General features: G+C 60.3%; 14 protein-coding genes and 1 tRNA gene. 14 read left to right on the top strand and 1 reads right to left on the bottom strand.

The annotated features are described in order from the left end of the window. The first annotated feature begins 160 nt into the window (after positions 1-160). The 14 genes from rpsU (at position 161) to pqqE (ending at position 17,615) form a co-directional block, all read left to right on the top strand. The gene (gene rpsU / locus AC3ZU9_RS10740) at positions 161-376 is read left to right on the top strand and encodes a 30S ribosomal protein S21 (RefSeq protein ID WP_002551877.1); all 216 of its coding nucleotides are present in this window, start codon (positions 161-163) and stop codon (positions 374-376) included. Positions 377-817: 441 nt separating this feature from the next. After that, complete coding sequence (gene dnaG, locus AC3ZU9_RS10735; protein WP_064054228.1) at positions 818-2,788, top strand: DNA primase; 1,971 nt, start codon at positions 818-820, stop codon at positions 2,786-2,788. Positions 2,789-2,855: 67 nt separating this feature from the next. Next, the gene (gene rpoD, locus AC3ZU9_RS10730; RefSeq protein WP_015886188.1) at positions 2,856-4,706 is read left to right on the top strand and encodes an RNA polymerase sigma factor RpoD; all 1,851 of its coding nucleotides are present in this window, start codon (positions 2,856-2,858) and stop codon (positions 4,704-4,706) included. A 121-nt stretch (positions 4,707-4,827) separates the two neighbouring features. Beyond that, positions 4,828-8,571, top strand: coding sequence for an EAL domain-containing protein (locus AC3ZU9_RS10725; protein WP_015886189.1), 3,744 nt, complete (start codon positions 4,828-4,830; stop codon positions 8,569-8,571). 15 nt (positions 8,572-8,586) lie between these two features. After that, a tRNA-Ile gene (locus tag AC3ZU9_RS10720) sits at positions 8,587-8,663 on the top strand. Between the two features lie 86 nt (positions 8,664-8,749). Beyond that, positions 8,750-9,196, top strand: coding sequence for an Lrp/AsnC family transcriptional regulator (locus AC3ZU9_RS10715; protein WP_043206337.1), 447 nt, complete (start codon positions 8,750-8,752; stop codon positions 9,194-9,196). Between the two features lie 146 nt (positions 9,197-9,342). Then, positions 9,343-11,046: a flavin monoamine oxidase family protein gene (locus AC3ZU9_RS10710; protein WP_015886191.1), complete on the top strand. Its 1,704-nt coding sequence runs from the start codon at positions 9,343-9,345 to the stop codon at positions 11,044-11,046. Positions 11,047-11,056: 10 nt separating this feature from the next. After that, positions 11,057-11,851, top strand: coding sequence for a carbon-nitrogen hydrolase family protein (locus tag AC3ZU9_RS10705; RefSeq protein WP_015886192.1), 795 nt, complete (start codon positions 11,057-11,059; stop codon positions 11,849-11,851). A gap of 59 nt (positions 11,852-11,910) precedes the next feature. After that, positions 11,911-14,244 carry a pyrroloquinoline quinone biosynthesis protein PqqF gene (pqqF, locus tag AC3ZU9_RS10700; protein ID WP_490090691.1) on the top strand — a complete coding sequence of 778 codons (2,334 nt, stop codon included), beginning with the start codon at positions 11,911-11,913 and terminating at the stop codon, positions 14,242-14,244. Between the two features lie 159 nt (positions 14,245-14,403). After that, on the top strand, positions 14,404-14,478 hold the full coding sequence (pqqA, locus tag AC3ZU9_RS10695; RefSeq protein ID WP_003194766.1) for a pyrroloquinoline quinone precursor peptide PqqA: 75 nt from the start codon (positions 14,404-14,406) through the stop codon (positions 14,476-14,478). Between the two features lie 66 nt (positions 14,479-14,544). Then, positions 14,545-15,456, top strand: a complete 912-nt coding sequence (pqqB, locus tag AC3ZU9_RS10690; protein WP_015886194.1) for a pyrroloquinoline quinone biosynthesis protein PqqB — start codon at positions 14,545-14,547, stop codon at positions 15,454-15,456. A gap of 11 nt (positions 15,457-15,467) precedes the next feature. Continuing rightward, on the top strand, positions 15,468-16,220 hold the full coding sequence (gene pqqC / locus AC3ZU9_RS10685) for a pyrroloquinoline-quinone synthase PqqC (protein WP_015886195.1): 753 nt from the start codon (positions 15,468-15,470) through the stop codon (positions 16,218-16,220). Beyond that, the gene (gene pqqD, locus AC3ZU9_RS10680) at positions 16,217-16,492 is read left to right on the top strand and encodes a pyrroloquinoline quinone biosynthesis peptide chaperone PqqD (protein ID WP_015886196.1); all 276 of its coding nucleotides are present in this window, start codon (positions 16,217-16,219) and stop codon (positions 16,490-16,492) included. Before pqqC ends, pqqD begins: the two co-directional genes overlap by 4 nt. After that, on the top strand, positions 16,485-17,615 hold the full coding sequence (gene pqqE / locus AC3ZU9_RS10675) for a pyrroloquinoline quinone biosynthesis protein PqqE (protein ID WP_490090684.1): 1,131 nt from the start codon (positions 16,485-16,487) through the stop codon (positions 17,613-17,615). Before pqqD ends, pqqE begins: the two co-directional genes overlap by 8 nt. Positions 17,616-17,620: 5 nt before the next feature. Here the strand turns inward: pqqE and AC3ZU9_RS10670 are convergent, their stop codons facing one another. After that, positions 17,621-17,779, bottom strand: coding sequence for a YqaE/Pmp3 family membrane protein (locus AC3ZU9_RS10670; protein ID WP_010207008.1), 159 nt, complete (start codon positions 17,777-17,779; stop codon positions 17,621-17,623). Positions 17,780-17,944: the final 165 nt, after the last annotated feature.

Here is a 17,944-nt window from a genome sequence, read left to right as displayed (position 1 = left end):
TAGTCGCCACTCCCCCTCCCGACTAGCGGTTTTCGATCAGAGGCTTTGCATTCCGGGCAATGAGGGGTTAACATCCGCAACCCTTAAAAACCGACGACCTCAGCCGCGAATTTTTTGCGACGAGAACGTTGATCCCGGTAATGAAAGAAGGTAGCTCTGGATGCCAGCCGTCAAAGTTAAAGAGAACGAACCCTTCGACGTAGCTCTGCGTCGTTTCAAGCGCTCCTGCGAAAAAGCCGGTGTACTGGCTGAAGTTCGTAGCCGCGAATTTTACGAGAAGCCTACTTCTGAGCGTAAGCGTAAAGCAGCAGCCGCTGTTAAGCGTCACGCCAAGAAAGTTCAGCGCGAACAGCGCCGCGCCGTTCGTCTGTACTAATACACAGACGTTCGTAGCAAGCTTCTGCCAAGCCCGGCCCTCAGCCGGGCTATTGGCATTTGCGGATATCGCTTGATGCTTCACTGTCGACGCCGCACATGCGACCGAGACAACCGCTTCACACGTCAGGACTGGCTCTTTTGCCAGCGGTGCACGTCTCTTCTGACGAGCCTAACAAGGCTACTGACGAGCACACTCATTCTGTAAACAGGCGATCAAATCGGTCGACTGCACCCATCGAGCTCCGAGGCCCGCCGTTGGCCAATACCGGATGCCCGGGTAACATTTCCATGCCAAAGACTGAATAGAAATTAACGTCAGTGAATGTTCGGCAGATACACTTCCATGCAGCCCAAGCAGACGATAATGGTCGAGCCACTCAACCTGTGCGCTTGAGCTCTTCACGGGCCCTCATTTACACGCAGTGACGACGAGAACGCCATGGCCGGGCTGATTCCCCAGAGCTTTATTGACGACCTCCTGAACCGCACCGACATCGTCGATGTTGTCAGCTCGCGCGTGCAACTGAAAAAAGCCGGCAAGAACTACACCGCCTGCTGCCCGTTCCACAAAGAAAAGACCCCGTCGTTCAGCGTCAGCCCCGACAAACAGTTCTACTACTGCTTCGGTTGCGGCGCGGGCGGTAATGCCCTCGGCTTTCTCATGGACCACGACAACCTGGACTTCCCCCAGGCTATCGAGGACTTGGCCAAAGCCGCCGGCATGGAGATCCCCCGCGAAGAAAGTGGTCGCCCACACAAACCGCGACAACCCACCGATTCGCCGCTGTACCCGCTGCTGACCGCCGCTGCCGACTTTTACCGTCAGGCGCTTAAAAGCCATCCGCAGCGCAAGGCCGCCGTCGACTATCTCAAGGGGCGCGGCCTCACCGGTGAAATCGCCCGCGACTTCGGCCTCGGTTTCGCCCCTCCCGGGTGGGACAACCTGTACAAACACCTGAGCAGCGACACCCTCCAGCAAAAGGCCATGATCGACGCAGGCCTGCTGGTGGAAAACGCCGAGACGGGCAAACGCTATGACCGCTTCCGCGATCGCGTGATGTTCCCGATCCGCGACAGCCGAGGCCGCATCATCGCCTTTGGTGGCCGTGTCCTGGGGGACGACAAGCCCAAGTACCTGAACTCCCCGGAAACCCCGGTGTTCCACAAAGGCCAGGAACTCTACGGCCTGTTCGAAGCACGCAAAAACAACCGCAACCTCGATGAGATCATTGTGGTTGAAGGCTATATGGACGTGATCGCGCTCGCCCAACAGGGCCTGCGCAATGCCGTGGCCACCCTCGGCACGGCCACCAGCGAAGAACATTTGAAGCGTCTGTTTCGCGTAGTGCCCAGCGTGCTGTTCTGTTTCGACGGCGACCAGGCGGGCCGCAACGCCGCCTGGCGTGCACTTGAAGCAACGCTGTCGAGCTTGCAGGACGGGCGTCGCGCACGCTTTCTGTTCCTGCCCGAAGGCGAAGACCCGGATACCCTGGTGCGCTCCGAAGGCACCGATGCGTTCCGCGCGCGCATCAATCAACACGCACAGCCGCTGGCGGACTATTTCTTCCAGCAACTGACCGAAGAAGCCGACCCGCGCTCCCTCGAAGGCAAGGCCCACATGGCCACGCTCGCCGCACCGCTGATCGACAAAGTACCGGGTGCCAACCTGCGTACGCTGATGCGCCAGCGCTTGCTGGAAATCACCGGGTTGAGTGGCGAGGCCGTCAGCCAGCTGGTGCACAGTGCGCCGCAGGACGCCCCACCCGCCTACGACCCAGGCATGGATTATGACGCCATGCCGGACTACTCCGACTTCCACCAACCGCAGGAGGCCTACACGCCCCAGCAAGCGTGGACACCGAAAAAGCCCGGCGCCGGCGGCAAGAAATGGGACAAGAAACCTTGGAGCAAGAACGGCAAGCGCGGTGACAACGATGAAGCCTATGCCCCACGCACCCCGGTTGCCGTAGAAGCGCCGACGCTGATTGCCCTGCGCACACTCATCCATCACCCGCAGTTGGCGGAAAAGGTTGAAAGCGCCGATCACTTTGCCAACGCGAGCAATACGTACGCCCAGGTCCTGATCGCCTTGATCGAGGCGGTCCAGAAAAATCCTAAGCTAAACTCAATTCAGTTGATGGCTCGCTGGCATGGCACCGAACAAGGCCGATTGTTGAAAGCACTCGCAGAAAAGGAGTGGCTAATTGACGGCGATAACCTTGAACAACAGTTTTTAGACACCATTACTAGGTTATCCGCGGGTCAGCACACGCAGACCCTCGATGAGCTCATAAAGCGAGCCAGGCAGCCGGATTTATCGGCTGAAGAGAAAATTCAGATAGCAAAACAGATGCGCGACCTCTTAAAACAGAATGTTTCCGCATCAAACCCGACCTCAGCTGGCGTGTGAGGTCATAGCTCGGGTATAATCCTCGGCTTGTTTTTTGCCCGCCAAGACCTTCAGTGGATAGGGTGTTATGTCCGGAAAAGCGCAACAGCAGTCTCGTATCAAAGAGTTGATCGTTCTCGGTCGTGAGCAGGGTTACCTGACTTACGCGGAGGTCAACGACCACCTGCCTGAGGATATTTCAGATCCAGAGCAGGTGGAAGACATCATCCGCATGATTAACGACATGGGGATCAACGTATTCGAAGCTGCGCCAGATAAGGATTCCCTTATGCTGGCGGACGCCGATACCGACGAGGCTGCCGCTGAAGAAGCTGCTGCCGCGCTGGCTGCTGTGGAGACCGATATCGGTCGTACCACCGACCCTGTGCGCATGTATATGCGTGAAATGGGTACCGTCGAGCTGCTGACACGCGAAGGCGAAATTGAAATCGCCAAGCGTATCGAAGAGGGTATCCGTGAAGTGATGGGCGCAATCGCGCACTTCCCCGGCACGGTTGACCACATTCTCTCCGAGTACACCCGCGTCACCACCGAAGGTGGGCGCCTGTCCGACGTGCTGAGTGGCTACATCGACCCGGACGACGGCATTGCGCCGCCTGCCGCCGAAGTGCCGCCGCCTGTGGATGCCAAGGCTGCGAAAGCCGACGACGACACCGAAGACGACGACGCTGAAGCCAGCGGCGACGATGAAGATGAAGTCGAAAGCGGTCCAGACCCGGTCATCGCTGCACAGCGTTTCGGTGCGGTTTCCGATCAAATGGAAATCACCCGCAAGGCCCTGAAAAAGCACGGTCGCTCCAATAAGCAGGCAATTGCCGAGCTGCTGGCGCTGGCTGAGCTGTTCATGCCAATCAAGCTGGTACCGAAGCAATTCGAAGGCCTGGTTGAGCGTGTTCGCAGTGCCCTGGAGCGTTTGCGTGCACAAGAGCGTGCGATCATGCAGCTCTGTGTCCGTGATGCGCGCATGCCGCGTACCGACTTCCTGCGCCAATTCCCTGGCAACGAAGTAGACGAAAGCTGGACCGACGCACTGGCCAAGGGCAAGGCGAAATACGCCGAAGCCATTGGTCGCCTGCAGCCGGACATCATTCGCTGCCAGCAGAAGCTGACCGCGCTCGAGACCGAAACCGGTCTGACGATTGCCGAGATCAAGGACATCAACCGTCGCATGTCGATCGGTGAGGCCAAGGCCCGCCGCGCGAAGAAAGAGATGGTCGAAGCGAACTTGCGTCTGGTGATCTCCATCGCCAAGAAGTACACCAACCGTGGCCTGCAATTCCTCGATCTGATCCAGGAAGGCAACATCGGCTTGATGAAGGCTGTGGACAAGTTCGAATACCGTCGCGGGTACAAGTTCTCGACATATGCCACCTGGTGGATTCGTCAGGCGATCACTCGCTCGATCGCCGACCAGGCCCGCACCATCCGTATTCCGGTGCACATGATCGAGACGATCAACAAGCTCAACCGTATTTCCCGGCAGATGTTGCAGGAAATGGGTCGCGAACCGACCCCGGAAGAGCTGGGCGAACGCATGGAAATGCCAGAGGATAAGATCCGTAAGGTATTGAAGATCGCTAAAGAGCCGATCTCCATGGAAACCCCGATTGGTGATGACGAAGACTCCCACCTGGGTGACTTCATCGAAGACTCGACCATGCAGTCGCCAATCGATGTCGCCACCGTTGAGAGCCTTAAAGAAGCGACTCGCGACGTACTGTCCGGCCTCACTGCCCGTGAAGCCAAGGTACTGCGCATGCGTTTCGGCATCGACATGAATACCGACCACACCCTTGAGGAAGTCGGTAAGCAGTTTGACGTGACCCGTGAGCGGATCCGTCAGATCGAAGCCAAGGCGTTGCGCAAGTTGCGCCACCCGACGCGAAGCGAGCATCTGCGCTCCTTCCTCGACGAGTGATACCAGAACCCCCGGCCCAGGCCGGGGGTTTTGCTTTCTACAGATAAAATCCCAAGCGACACCCCTCCCCCGCAATGCCCGTCTACACTCGAAACATTCCCCGTGCCATAACGAGACCGTTATGCCCAGACTGTCGACTGTGCTACTGCTGTCGCTGCTGACCTGGACCGCAACGGCTGGCGCGTTGACTCTTACCGATGATGAGCGTGGCTGGCTGGCGGACCATCAGGAGCTGAGCCTCGGGGTGGACGCGTCATGGCCACCTTTTGAATACCGTGACGAAGACGGCCGCTACCAAGGCTTGGCGGCCGATTACGTGCGCCTGATCCAGGATCGTTTGGGCGTCAGGATCAAGGTGATCGAAACGCCGAACTGGAGTGCCGTCCTGGAACTGGCCCGAGCCAATCAGCTCGACCTTGTCCCCAGCGTTATGTCGACGCCCGAACGGCAGAATTATTTGGCGTTCACACGCCCCTATATCGACTTCCCGATGGTCATCCTTGCCCACGAAGGCGGCGTACGACCGCGCAATCTCAAGGACCTGTACGGGCTGAAGATCGCAGTGGTGGAAAACTACGCCCCCCACGAATTACTGCGCACTCACCACCCCGACCTTAATCTGGTGGCCATGCCCAACGTCAGCTCAACCCTGCAGGCCCTGGCTACCGGCGAAGTGGACGCCGTGGTCAGCGACCTGGCGTCCAGTGTCTGGAGCCTGCGCGAACTCAAGCTGGACGGGTTGTATGTCAGCGGCGAAACCCCCTACCGCTATCAATTGGCGATGGGTGTACCGCGCGACGACAAGATGCTGGTCGGCATCCTCGACAAAGTCCTCGCCGACCTCAGCCCGGAAGAAACCAACACCATCCAGCAACACTGGGTGGGCAAGTTCACCGATAACCGTACGTTCTGGACCGATCTGCTGCTGTATGGCCTACCCGCGGTTCTGCTCTTGATTACCGTATTAGCCATTGTGATTCGGATCAATCGCCGACTCAGTTCGGAAATTTCCCGCCGCGTGGCCCTCGAACAGGAACTGCGCAGCAGCGAATACCACTACCGCGGCCTGGTGGAGAGCCTGTCCGCCATTGCCTGGGAAGCCAGCGTCACCGATTTCACCTACAGCTACGTGTCGCCGCACGCCGAGGAACTGCTCGGCTATCCGCGCGCCCACTGGCTGATCCCAGGGTTCTGGCGCAACATCATCCACCCCGCCGACCTGCTCCGCGCCGAAGCCTACTGCTACCGCGAAACCCGTGCTAACCGCGACCACAGCATTGATTACCGGGTGATCACCGCCGACGGCCGTTGCTTGTGGGTGCGTGACATAGTCAGCCTGATCGAGCACGGCCATGAGCCTGTGCTGCGCGGCTTGATGATCGACATCAGCGAAGCCAAACGCACCGAAGAGGCGCTGCAGCTTTCCGAACAGAAGTTTGCCTCGGTATTCCAACAGTGCCCGGACATTCTGGTGATCGCGCGACTCTCCGATGGCTGCCTGCTGGAGGTCAACAAAGCGTTCGAGGATCAAGTGGGCCTGAAGGCCGAAGATGTGATCGGCAAAACGGCCACCGCGCTGAACATTTGGGGGATTCCAGGCATCGGCCCGGACCTGTTGAAACGGGTGCAGACCACCAGCATCCGCAACTTGGAAATGCCCTTTCTGCGCAACAACGGCCAGGCCTTTACCGGCCTTATCTCCGCCGAACCGTTTCAACTCGACACCACTGAGGCCATCGTGGTGGTGGTGCGCGACATCACCCAGCTCAAGGAAACCCAGCAACAACTGCAAACCTCCGAAGAGAAATTCGCCAAGGCCTTCCATGCCTCTCCCGACGGTTTGCTGTTGAGCCGACAGCGCGATGGCCTGCTGCTTGAAGTAAACGACGGTTTCAGTCGCATCACCGGTTTCAACAGCGCGGCCTCCTTGGACCAATCAACCTTGGACCTGGGCATCTGGGTCGACCTCAACGAGCGCAAACACATGCTGGAACTGATGGCGCGCGATGGCTTTGTGCGGGACTTCATCTGCCATATACGCCGCAACGATGGGCAGATTCGCCTGTGCGAGCTGTCCAGCCGCCCACTGCCCATCGGCGATGACGACTGCATGCTGACGATTGCGAGGGACATCACCGAACGCCAGCTGATGCAGGAAAAACTGCAACAGGCCGCCACCGTGTTCGAGAGCACGGCCGAAGGCGTATTGATCACCGACACCCGACAGAACATCAGCGCCGTCAACCGTGCCTTCAGCGAGATTACCGGCTACAGCGAGGCCGAAGCCCTCGGCCAGACCCCGCGCCTGCTCGCCTCTGGCCTGCATGACAGCGCCTTCTACGCCGCCATGTGGCACCAGTTGACCGCACAGGGTCACTGGCAGGGCGAGATTTCCAACCGACGCAAAAACGGCGAGCTGTACCCCAGCTGGCTGACGATCAGTGCGGTACGCAACCGCGAACAGTTGATCACGCACTTCGTTGCGGTATTTGCCGACATCTCCAGCCTCAAGCTGGCCCAGGCCCGCCTCGACTACCAGGCGCACCACGATCCATTGACCGGCCTGCCCAACCGTACGCTGTTCGAAAGCCGACTGCAGGCCGCCCTCAACGGGCATCAGGAAACCGGCAAGCAGGGCGCGGTCCTGTTTCTCGACCTGGACCGTTTCAAACACATCAACGACAGCCTCGGCCACCCGATAGGCGACCTGCTGCTCAAAGACATTGCCGTGCGCCTCAAGGAACAATTGCGCGACATCGATACCGTCGCTCGCCTGGGCGGGGATGAATTCATCATCCTGCTCCCCGGCCTCCAGCACGCCAGCGACGCCCAGCACCTGGCCAATAAACTGCTGGCCTGCTTCACTCCACCCTTCCAGGCGGGTGAGCACGAGTTCTTTATCAGCGCCAGTATCGGCACCAGCCTATACCCCGAGGACGGCACCGACGTCGCCACCCTGGTCAAAAATGCCGACGCCGCGATGTACCGTTCCAAGGCCAAGGGCCGCAACCGGGTCGAAAGCTACACCCGCGACCTCACGGCCCAAGCCAACGAGCGCGTGGCCCTGGAACATGAACTGCGCCGCGCCATAGAGCGCGACGAATTGAGCCTGTACTACCAGCCAAAACTGAGCCTGGCCACCCAGCAATTGATCGGCGCCGAAGCCCTGATCCGCTGGCACCATCCCACCTTCGGCGATGTCCCCCCCGAGCACTTCATCGCCTTGGCCGAAGAAAACGGCACAATCCTGCAGATTGGCGATTGGGTACTGGAACAGGCCTGCCGACAACTGCACGCCTGGCAAGGCACATTCGATGATTTCGGCCCACTCTCGGTCAACCTCGCCGGCGCGCAACTGCGTCACCCCGGCTTGCTGGGCCGCATCGAACAGCTGCTGCGCGACTACGGCCTTGACCCAGGCCGCCTGCAGCTGGAGATCACCGAAAACTTCATCATGAGCCAGGCCGAAGAAGCGCTGGAGGTCCTGCACCAACTCAAACACTTGGGCGTACAACTGGCGATTGATGATTTCGGCACCGGCTACTCATCCCTCAGCTACCTCAAGCGCCTGCCACTGGACTTCCTCAAGATCGACCAATCTTTCGTCCGCGGCTTACCCGACGATCCCCACGACGCCGCCATCGTGCGCGCCATCATCGCCCTGGGCCACAGCATGCAATTCACCATCATCGCCGAAGGCGTGGAGAACCCCGCACAGCAAGCCTTCCTGGCCGCCGAAGGCTGCGAACAGATGCAGGGCTACATCGTCAGCCTGCCGTTACCACCGGCGCTTTTTGCCACGACGTTTCTTCGTATGAGCATTGGAGATTTTTCGGATGGCACAGCGGGTAAACCATCGTTATAATCCGCGGCCTACTGAGGGCCTATAGCTCAGTTGGTTAGAGCAGGGGACTCATAATCCCTTGGTCGTAGGTTCGAGTCCTACTGGGCCCACCATCTTGAAAGCCGCGCATTGCGCGGCTTTTGTGTGTCTGGAAGCCTGTAATATGCTTCCCGCCACCGCCCAAACTCTGGAGCCCACCTTGCCCGCCCTAGACGAAATCGATCGCCAACTCATAGCCGCCCTGCAGCTCAACGCCCGCGAAAGCGTGGCCATGCTCGCCCGGCAGTTGGGCATCGCGCGCACTACCGTGACGTCGCGCCTGGCACGCCTGGAGAAAACCCAGGTGATCACCGGTTATGGCGTGCGCCTCGGGCAACGTGTGGTCGACGGTGGCTTGCAGGCTTACGTCGGCATCACCGTGCAGGCGCGCTCGGGCAAGGACGTGCTGCGCAGGCTGAGTGCTATGGCCCAGGTGCAACAGTTATGCGCGGTGAGTGGCGAGTTCGATTACGTCGCGTGGCTGCGCACTGATTCGCCTGAACAGCTGGACCAATTGCTGGACCAGATCGGCAGCGTCGACGGGGTGGAGAAAACCACCACCTCAATCATCCTCAGTAACAAATTGGATCGCGGACAACCAATCTGATCACCATGCTCGTCATTCTGACTAAAAACAGATCAATTCGACGACACTTTGCGTCTTATTAACGAACGCTACACGCCCTAAACTGGCTGCCATCTTTTCCTATACTCAGCGGGTCACATCCGCCGATGTCGCCAGTAAGGTCAGCCATGAGCATTCCGTCCAGCACCCTCAGCAAGACCAATCGCCACCCCGCCGACGGCAAAAAACCCATCACCATCTTTGGTCCGGACTTTCCGTTTGCCTTCGATGACTGGATTGAACACCCAGCAGGCCTGGGCAGCATCCCCGTCGCCAATCATGGCGCCGAAGTGGCGATCGTCGGCGCCGGGATTGCCGGCCTGGTGGCTGCTTATGAGTTGATGAAACTGGGCCTCAAGCCGGTGGTGTACGAAGCCTCGAAAATGGGCGGCCGTTTGCGCTCCCAGGCTTTTGAGGGCGCCGAAGGCATCATCGCCGAGTTGGGTGGCATGCGCTTCCCGGTGTCGTCCACCGCCTTCTACCACTATGTGGACAAGCTCGGCCTGGAGACCAAACCCTTCCCCAACCCGCTGACCCCGGCGTCCGGCAGCACCGTGATCGACCTCGAAGGCCAGACTCACTACGCACAGAAACTCTCCGATTTGCCGGTCCTGTTCCAGGAAGTGGCTGACGCCTGGGCGGACGCCCTGGAAGCCGGCTCGCAGTTCGGCGATATCCAGCAAGCCATCCGCGACCGTGACGTACCGCGCCTCAAAGAACTGTGGAACACGTTGGTGCCGTTGTGGGACGACCGCACCTTCTACGACTTCGTCGCCACCTCCGAGGCATTTGCCAAATTGTCCTTCCATCACCGTGAAGTGTTTGGCCAGGTCGGGTTCGGCACGGGCGGCTGGGACTCGGATTTCCCCAACTCAATGCTGGAAATCTTCCGCGTGGTCATGACCAACTGCGACGACCACCAGCACTTGGTGGTCGGCGGCGTTGCCCAAGTGCCGATGGGCATCTGGCGCCATGTACCGGAGCAGTGCGCCCACTGGCCGGCCGGCACCAGCCTCAGTTCGCTGCACCGTGGCGCACCGCGCGCCGGGGTCAAGCGCATTGCCCACGCGGCCGACGGCCGTTTCGCGGTGACCGACAACTACGGCGACACCCGCGAATATGCCGCCGTGCTCACCACCTGCCAGAGCTGGCTGCTGACCACCCAGATCGAGTGCGACGAAACCTTGTTCTCACAAAAGATGTGGATGGCCCTGGACCGCACGCGTTACATGCAGTCATCAAAAACCTTTGTGATGGTCGATCGCCCGTTCTGGAAGGACAAAGACCCGGAAACCGGCCGCGACCTGATGAGCATGACCCTGACCGATCGCCTCACCCGTGGCACTTACCTGTTCGACAATGGCGACGACAAGCCTGGCGTGATCTGTCTGTCGTACTCGTGGATGAGTGACGCGCTGAAAATGCTCCCGCAGCCCATCGACAAACGCGTGAAGCTGGCCCTCGACGCCCTGAACAAGATCTACCCGAAGGTCGATATCAAGGCGCGCATCATCGGTGACCCGATCACCGTGTCCTGGGAAGCCGACCCGCACTTCCTCGGGGCTTTCAAAGGCGCGTTGCCCGGCCACTATCGCTACAACCAGCGGATGTATGCGCACTTCATGCAGAAGGACATGCCCGCCGAACAACGTGGGATCTTTATCGCCGGTGATGATGTGTCCTGGACCCCAGCCTGGGTGGAAGGCGCGGTGCAAACCTCGCTGAACGCGGTGTGGGGCATCATGACTCACTTCGGCGGCAGCACCCACCCCGAGAACCCAGGGCCGGGTGATGTATTCGATGAAATCGGGCCAATCGCCCTGGCCGATTAAGGAGTTGAGCATGCGCGTCGCCCTGTACCAATGCCCACCGTTGCCGCTGGATGTGGCCGGCAACCTCAAGCGCCTGCACCAGTTGGCCCACGAGGCGTCCGACGCCGACGTGCTGGTGCTGCCGGAGATGTTTCTGAGCGGCTACAACATCGGCGCCGAGGCCGTTGGCGCCTTGGCCGAGGCACAGGACGGACCGTCGGCGCAGGCGATTGGCGAACTGGCCAAAAGCGCCGGGCTGGCGATTCTGTACGGTTACCCGGAGCGCGCCGAGGACGGCCAGATCTACAACGCCGTGCAGCTGATTGACGCCCACGGCCAGCGCCTGTGCAACTACCGTAAGACTCACCTGTTTGGTGACCTGGACCATTCGATGTTCAGCGCCGGCGACGATGATTTCCCGCTGGTGGAGCTCAACGGTTGGAAGCTTGGCTTCCTGATCTGCTATGACCTGGAGTTCCCGGAAAACACCCGACGCCTGGCCCTCGCAGGCGCCGAACTGATCCTGGTGCCCACCGCCAATATGGTGCCGTTCGACTTTGTCGCCGATGTCACGGTGCGGGCACGGGCCTTTGAAAACCAATGTTATGTGGCCTACGCCAACTACTGTGGGCACGAAGGCGAGATCCAGTACTGCGGGCAAAGCAGCATCGCCGCGCCGAATGGCCTGCGCATCGCCCAGGCGGGCCTGGATGAAGCGCTGATCGTCGGTGAGCTGGATCGCCAGTCGATCCTCGACGCCCGTGCTGCCAATCACTACCTGCAAGATCGTCGCCCCGAGTTATACGGTGCACTGCACAAGCCCTGATCCAGCCGGTTTGTGAGCGGTTTGTTAACATGGGCACATTCTACGTTTCGGAAGTGCCCATGCCTGCGCCGGCCCACCCTCATCACCTTCACCTGACCCTGGCCAACGGCTTGCGGGTAGCCTTGCAACATGCGCCGCGCTTGAAGCGTTGTGCCGCCGTTCTGCGGGTGGCGGCCGGCAGCCATGACGTGCCGCTGGCGTGGCCGGGGCTGGCACATTTCCTCGAACACCTGCTGTTCCTCGGTACCGAGCGTTTTCCCACGAGCGAAGGGTTGATGGCCTACGTGCAACGGCATGGCGGCCAGGTCAATGCCAGCACCCGCGAGCGCACCACGGAGTTCTTCTTTGAACTGCCGGTCGCGACGTTTTCCGGTGGGCTGGAGCGGTTGGTGGACATGCTGACCCACCCGCGCCTGACGCTGGAGGATCAACTGCGCGAGCGCGAAGTGCTGCACGCCGAGTTTGTCGCCTGGTCTCAGGATGCCAAGGCGCAGCAGCAGGTCGCGTTACTGGAGGGGCTGGCGGCTGACCACCCGCTGCGGGGTTTTCATGCGGGCAATCGCGACAGCTTGCCGGTGGAACGTGAGGCGTTTCAGCAGGCATTGCGGGAATTCCACGCACAGTTCTATCAGAGCGGCCAGATGACCTTGAGCCTGGCAGGTCCACAGCCGCTGGAAGCGCTGGAAGGCTTGGCACAGCAGTTCAGCGAGCAACTGACCTCAGGACCTCTTCGCCCACACTCCGCGCCACCGGCATTGATGCAGGGGCAAGCGCAGCGCTATCAGCACATCGCCAATGATCACCTGCACCACGTCATCACCTGTAACGCTCCGCGTGAAGCACTGGAATTCCTCTGCACCTGGCTCAACGCCTCGGCACCCGGCGGGTTGCTGGCGCAACTGAAAACTCAAGGGCTGGCCAGCGCACTGCAGGCGTCGGTGCTGTATCACTTCGCCGGGCAAGCCGTGTTGGATATCGACGTTACGCTCAGTAGTCCTGTTGAATCGGCGACGCACATCGAGGCGTTGCTGCACGACTGGTTGAGCTTTTTCGCACACAGCGACTGGACAGCCTTGCGGGAAGAGTTCGCCTTGCTGGCCGCTCGCCAACAACAGACCCAAGGCGCCCTGGCACTGGCGCGACACGACAGCGAGGCACTCTCGGAACAGGCTGTCATCGCCCTCAGGATCATGCTCGAGTCACTGCACCTGCCACCCGCCGCGCATACGTGGCAACTGCCGCCGAACAATCCGTTCCTGCGTCCACCGGTCAAGGAAGAACGCGCCGGCCTGATTCGCGGCCAGACCAGCGCCCACCGAGGGTTGCGCACCTTTGCCCAGGATCGCTCCCGAGGACGTCGTGATGTATCAGCGCTGGTCTTCAGCCAGGCACTGAAGGGTGACAATGATGAAGGCGCCCTGTATCTGCAATGGCAGTCTGCCCCGTCTGGCTTGGAAAGCGCAGTACAGTCGTTGCGTGAAAATGCCGGGCAGGCGGGTGTCGACTTGTCGTTCGAAAGCCTGGGCAATGACGGGCTGGTGAAGATGGTCGGGCTGCAGGAGCCCATCCCAGCCGTGCTGGAGGTGTTGGCGCAACGCCTGGGCGAACCGCAGGCTGCCCCAACCGTCTCGCCGCCCATGATTGCCATCCGAGCCTTGCTAAAGGCGCTGCCCGCTTGCTGCAGCGCGAACACCTCCGACTCGACATCGTGGCAAGGCCTGGGGCTGGGCTTCTCCGCAGCGAATGAAGCCGCGATCAAAACAGCGGTGACCCGTTTGCCAGGGCAGCCGGCGAACCTCAACCCCGTACTCCCCTCCCTCAGCGGCCAACGTATCTGGCACGCGGTGGAAACCGACTCAACCGAAGCCGCCCTGCTGCTGTTTTGCCCGACACCGAGCGCGTCGCTGGAGGACGAAGCCGCATGGCGACTGCTCAGCCATCTGCTCCAGGCGCCGTTTTATCAGCGCCTGCGCGTAGAGCTGCAAATCGGCTACGCCGTATTCAGCGGCATCCGACAGATAAACGGCCAGACCGGCCTGCTATTCGGCGTGCAATCCCCCAGCGTCTCCCTGGAAGGCATTGCTGATCACCTGAACACCTTCCTGAAACAACTGCCGGCGCTGATCAACAGCAACGAAGATCTGGGCAGCCTGGTCCTGGCGCAGCAGTTCTCAGCGCAGACACTGCCCAACGCCCAAGCCGCCGAACTGCTGTGGCATGCGCATCTGGCGGGCCATCCACCGGGCTACCTGGAACACCTTCAGACCCACATCCAAACCTCTACCCGAGAAGCACTGCAGCGCGCCGCCCAGCAATTGAACGACGCTGCCGGCGGCTGGCACTGCGTGGCCAACGGCCCGCGTATCAGTGTTGACTGGCAAGCGGCTGACTGATCATTGCCGCCCCTGCAAAAAGCTTTTTCCACCAAGACAGCGCTAACTTGAAAAGAATTGAGTAACATTCCTACGCACAAAGCTGAACATCTCCGACTGGAGGTGGACTATATGTATTGCTTGGTAGTGAACGTCCCATCCCTTCGTAGGAGTAAGAATATGACCTGGTCCAAACCTGCTTACACTGATCTGCGCATCGGTTTCGAAGTCACCATGTACTTCGCCAGCCGTTAATCCGCTGGGTAATACAACGCCTCGGTTCGCCCGGGGCGTTTTTGTTTTGAGCTTGATGGAGCTGCCATGTTTGTCCAGATTCTAGGTTCCGCCGCCGGCGGTGGTTTCCCGCAGTGGAACTGCAACTGCGTGAACTGCGCAGGTTTTCGTGATGGCAGCCTGCGGGCCCAGGCGCGTACCCAGTCGTCCATCGCGATCTCCGACGATGGCGTGAACTGGGTGCTGTGCAACGCTTCGCCGGATATCCGCGCGCAACTGCAAGGTTTTGCACCGATGCAACCCGGTCGCGCCCTGCGTGATACCGGCATCAGCGCGATCATCCTGATGGACAGCCAGATCGACCACACCACCGGCCTGCTGAGCCTGCGCGAAGGTTGCCCACACCAGGTGTGGTGCACCGACATGGTCCATGAAGACCTGAGCACCGGCTTCCCGCTGTTCACCATGCTCACCCACTGGAACGGCGGCCTGGCCTGGAACCGCATCGAGCTGGACGCCAGCTTCACCATCCCGGCGTGCCCCAACCTGCGCTTCACCCCACTGCCACTGCGCAGCGCCGCGCCGCCTTACTCGCCACACCGCTTCGACCCGCACCCAGGCGATAACATCGGCCTGATCGTCGAAGACCTGCGCACCGGCGGCAAGCTGTTCTATGCCCCAGGCCTGGGCAAGGTCGACGCGCCGTTGCTGGAAATCATGGCCGGCAGCGACTGCCTGCTGGTGGACGGCACGATGTGGGATGACGACGAAATGCAGCGCCGTGGCGTCGGCACTCGTACCGGCCGCGAAATGGGCCACCTGGCACAAAACGGCCCTGGCGGCATGCTCGACGTGTTGGAGCAGTTGCCTGAACAGCGCAAGGTACTTATCCACATCAACAACACCAACCCTATCCTCGATGAAGACTCCCCCGAGCGAGCGGAACTGGTGCGGCGCAATGTCGAAGTGGCTTACGACGGCATGAGCATTGAACTGTAGGAGCTGACGAGATGACTGACACGCCGATGACACCCGTCGAATTCGAAGCAGCCCTGCGGGCCAAGGGCGCCTTCTACCATATCCATCACCCGTACCATGTGGCGATGTACGAAGGCCGCGCGACCCGCGAGCAAATCCAGGGCTGGGTCGCCAACCGTTTTTACTATCAGGTGAACATCCCGCTGAAAGACGCGGCGATCCTGGCCAACTGCCCGGACCGTGAGATCCGTCGTGAGTGGATCCAGCGCCTGCTCGACCACGATGGCGCTCCCGGTGAGGACGGCGGTATCGAAGCCTGGCTACGCCTGGGCCAGGCGGTCGGCCTCGACCCGGACCAACTGCGCTCCCAGGAATTGGTCTTGCCCGGTGTGCGTTTTGCAGTGGATGCCTACGTCAACTTCGCCCGCCGCGCCAGTTGGCAAGAAGCCGCCAGCAGCTCGCTGACCGAGTTGTTCGCGCCGCAGATCCACCAGTCGCGCCTCGACAGCTGGCCGCAGCATTACCCCTGGATCGACCCAGCCGGCTACGAATACTTCCGCACTCGCCTCGGCCAAGCCCGGCGCGATGTGGAGCACGGGCTGACCATCACCCTGCAGCACTACACCACCCGCGAAGGCCAGGCGCGCATGCTGGAAATTCTCCAGTTCAAACTGGACATCCTGTGGAGCATGCTGGATGCCATGAGCATGGCCTACGAACTCAAACGCCCGCCGTATCACAGCGTGACCGAGCAGCGGGTGTGGCATAAAGGGATCCCCCTATGAGCTTTGATCGCAGCAGAATACCGACCTGGCGCCAGGGCTATCGCTACCAGTACGAACCGGCGCAAAAAGGCCATGTGTTGCTCTACCCTGAGGGCATGATCAAGCTCAATGACAGCGCCGCGCTGATCGGCGGCTTGATCGACGGCGAGCGTGACGTGGCGGCAATCATTGCCGAGCTGGATAAACAATTCCCCGGCGTGCCGGAGCTCGGCGAAGACATCGAGCAATTCATGGAGGTCGCCCGTGCTGAGCACTGGATCACCCTTGCCTGAAAAGCCAGCCATCGGGTTGCCACTGTGGCTATTGGCCGAGCTGACTTACCGTTGCCCGTTGCAGTGCCCGTACTGCTCCAACCCGCTGGATTTTGCCGAGCAGGGCAAGGAGCTGAGTACCGAGCAGTGGATCAAAGTGTTTCGCGAAGCCCGCGAAATGGGTGCTGCGCAATTGGGGTTTTCCGGCGGTGAACCCTTGGTGCGCCAGGACCTTGCCGAGCTGATCGCAGAGGCACGCAAGCTGGGGTTCTACACCAACCTGATCACTTCCGGCATCGGCTTGACCGAGCAGAAGATCAGCGACTTCAAGAAGGCGGGTCTCGACCATATCCAGATCAGTTTCCAGGCCAGCGACGAACAGGTGAACAACCTGCTGGCCGGCTCGAAAAAGGCCTTCGCGCAAAAGCTGGAAATGGCTCGCGCGGTGAAGGCGCACGGCTACCCGATGGTGCTGAACTTTGTCACCCATCGGCACAATATCGACAAGATCGACCGCATCATCGAGCTGTGTATTGCACTTGAGGCAGACTTCGTAGAACTCGCCACTTGCCAGTTCTACGGCTGGGCGCAGCTCAATCGTGTGGGCTTGTTGCCGACACGGGAACAGCTGGTGCGCGCCGAACGCATCACCAACGAATACCGCGCCAAGCTGGAAGCCGAAGGCCACCCATGCAAGTTGATCTTCGTTACCCCGGATTACTACGAGGAGCGCCCGAAAGCCTGCATGAACGGCTGGGGCAGTATTTTTCTGACAGTAACGCCAGACGGCACCGCCCTGCCCTGTCACGGCGCCCGACAGATGCCGGTGCAATTTCCCAATGTGCGTGACCACAGCATGCAGCACATCTGGTACGACTCATTTGGCTTCAACCGCTTTCGCGGCTACGACTGGATGCCCGAGCCGTGCCGTTCCTGCGACGAGAAGGAAAAGGACTTCGGCGGCTGCCGTTGCCAGGCCTTCATGCTCACGGGGGATGCGAGCAATGCCGACCCGGTGTGCAGCAAGTCCGAGCAGCACGGCATCATCCTTCAAGCACGGGAAGAAGCTGAACATGCTACCCAGACCATCGAACAGTTGGCCTTTCGCAATGAGCACAATTCACGACTCATCGCAAAAGGCTGAGGGCCTCAGCGCTTGGCGATGATGTACACCGCGTGAATGATGCCCGGGAAGTAACCGCACAGGGTCAGCAGAATATTCAGCCAGAACGCGCCGGCGAAACCCACTTGCAGGAACACACCCAGTGGCGGCAGCAGAATGGCGATGATGATACGAATGATGTCCATGGGTCAGCTCCAGAAAATCGGCTCGTGTGAGCCGTGTAGCTAATCGACCTTGGCGGTTCGTGAGGGTTCAGTGGGATCTGGCGTTGGGCCATCCATCGTTGTTACACAGACAAAAAAACGCCCCCGGCCAAAAGAATCAGGCCGGAGGCGCCGCGTAGGCCGCGA

Source organism: Pseudomonas sp. A39 (genome assembly GCF_058145955.1).
This window is presented reverse-complemented; position numbering and strand designations above follow the sequence as displayed.

What these genes read in the sequence shown, in the direction of transcription:
- rpsU (WP_002551877.1), top strand. Translation starts at nt 161, where the DNA reads ATGCCAGCCGTCAAAGTTAAAGAGAACGAACCCTTCGACGTAGCTCTG.
- dnaG (WP_064054228.1), top strand. Translation starts at nt 818, where the DNA reads ATGGCCGGGCTGATTCCCCAGAGCTTTATTGACGACCTCCTGAACCGC.
- rpoD (WP_015886188.1), top strand. Translation starts at nt 2,856, where the DNA reads ATGTCCGGAAAAGCGCAACAGCAGTCTCGTATCAAAGAGTTGATCGTT.
- AC3ZU9_RS10725 (WP_015886189.1), top strand. Translation starts at nt 4,828, where the DNA reads ATGCCCAGACTGTCGACTGTGCTACTGCTGTCGCTGCTGACCTGGACC.
- AC3ZU9_RS10710 (WP_015886191.1), top strand. Translation starts at nt 9,343, where the DNA reads ATGAGCATTCCGTCCAGCACCCTCAGCAAGACCAATCGCCACCCCGCC.
- AC3ZU9_RS10705 (WP_015886192.1), top strand. Translation starts at nt 11,057, where the DNA reads ATGCGCGTCGCCCTGTACCAATGCCCACCGTTGCCGCTGGATGTGGCC.
- pqqF (WP_490090691.1), top strand. Translation starts at nt 11,911, where the DNA reads ATGCCTGCGCCGGCCCACCCTCATCACCTTCACCTGACCCTGGCCAAC.
- pqqB (WP_015886194.1), top strand. Translation starts at nt 14,545, where the DNA reads ATGTTTGTCCAGATTCTAGGTTCCGCCGCCGGCGGTGGTTTCCCGCAG.
- pqqC (WP_015886195.1), top strand. Translation starts at nt 15,468, where the DNA reads ATGACTGACACGCCGATGACACCCGTCGAATTCGAAGCAGCCCTGCGG.
- pqqD (WP_015886196.1), top strand. Translation starts at nt 16,217, where the DNA reads ATGAGCTTTGATCGCAGCAGAATACCGACCTGGCGCCAGGGCTATCGC.
- AC3ZU9_RS10670 (WP_010207008.1), bottom strand. Translation starts at nt 17,779, where the DNA reads ATGGACATCATTCGTATCATCATCGCCATTCTGCTGCCGCCACTGGGT.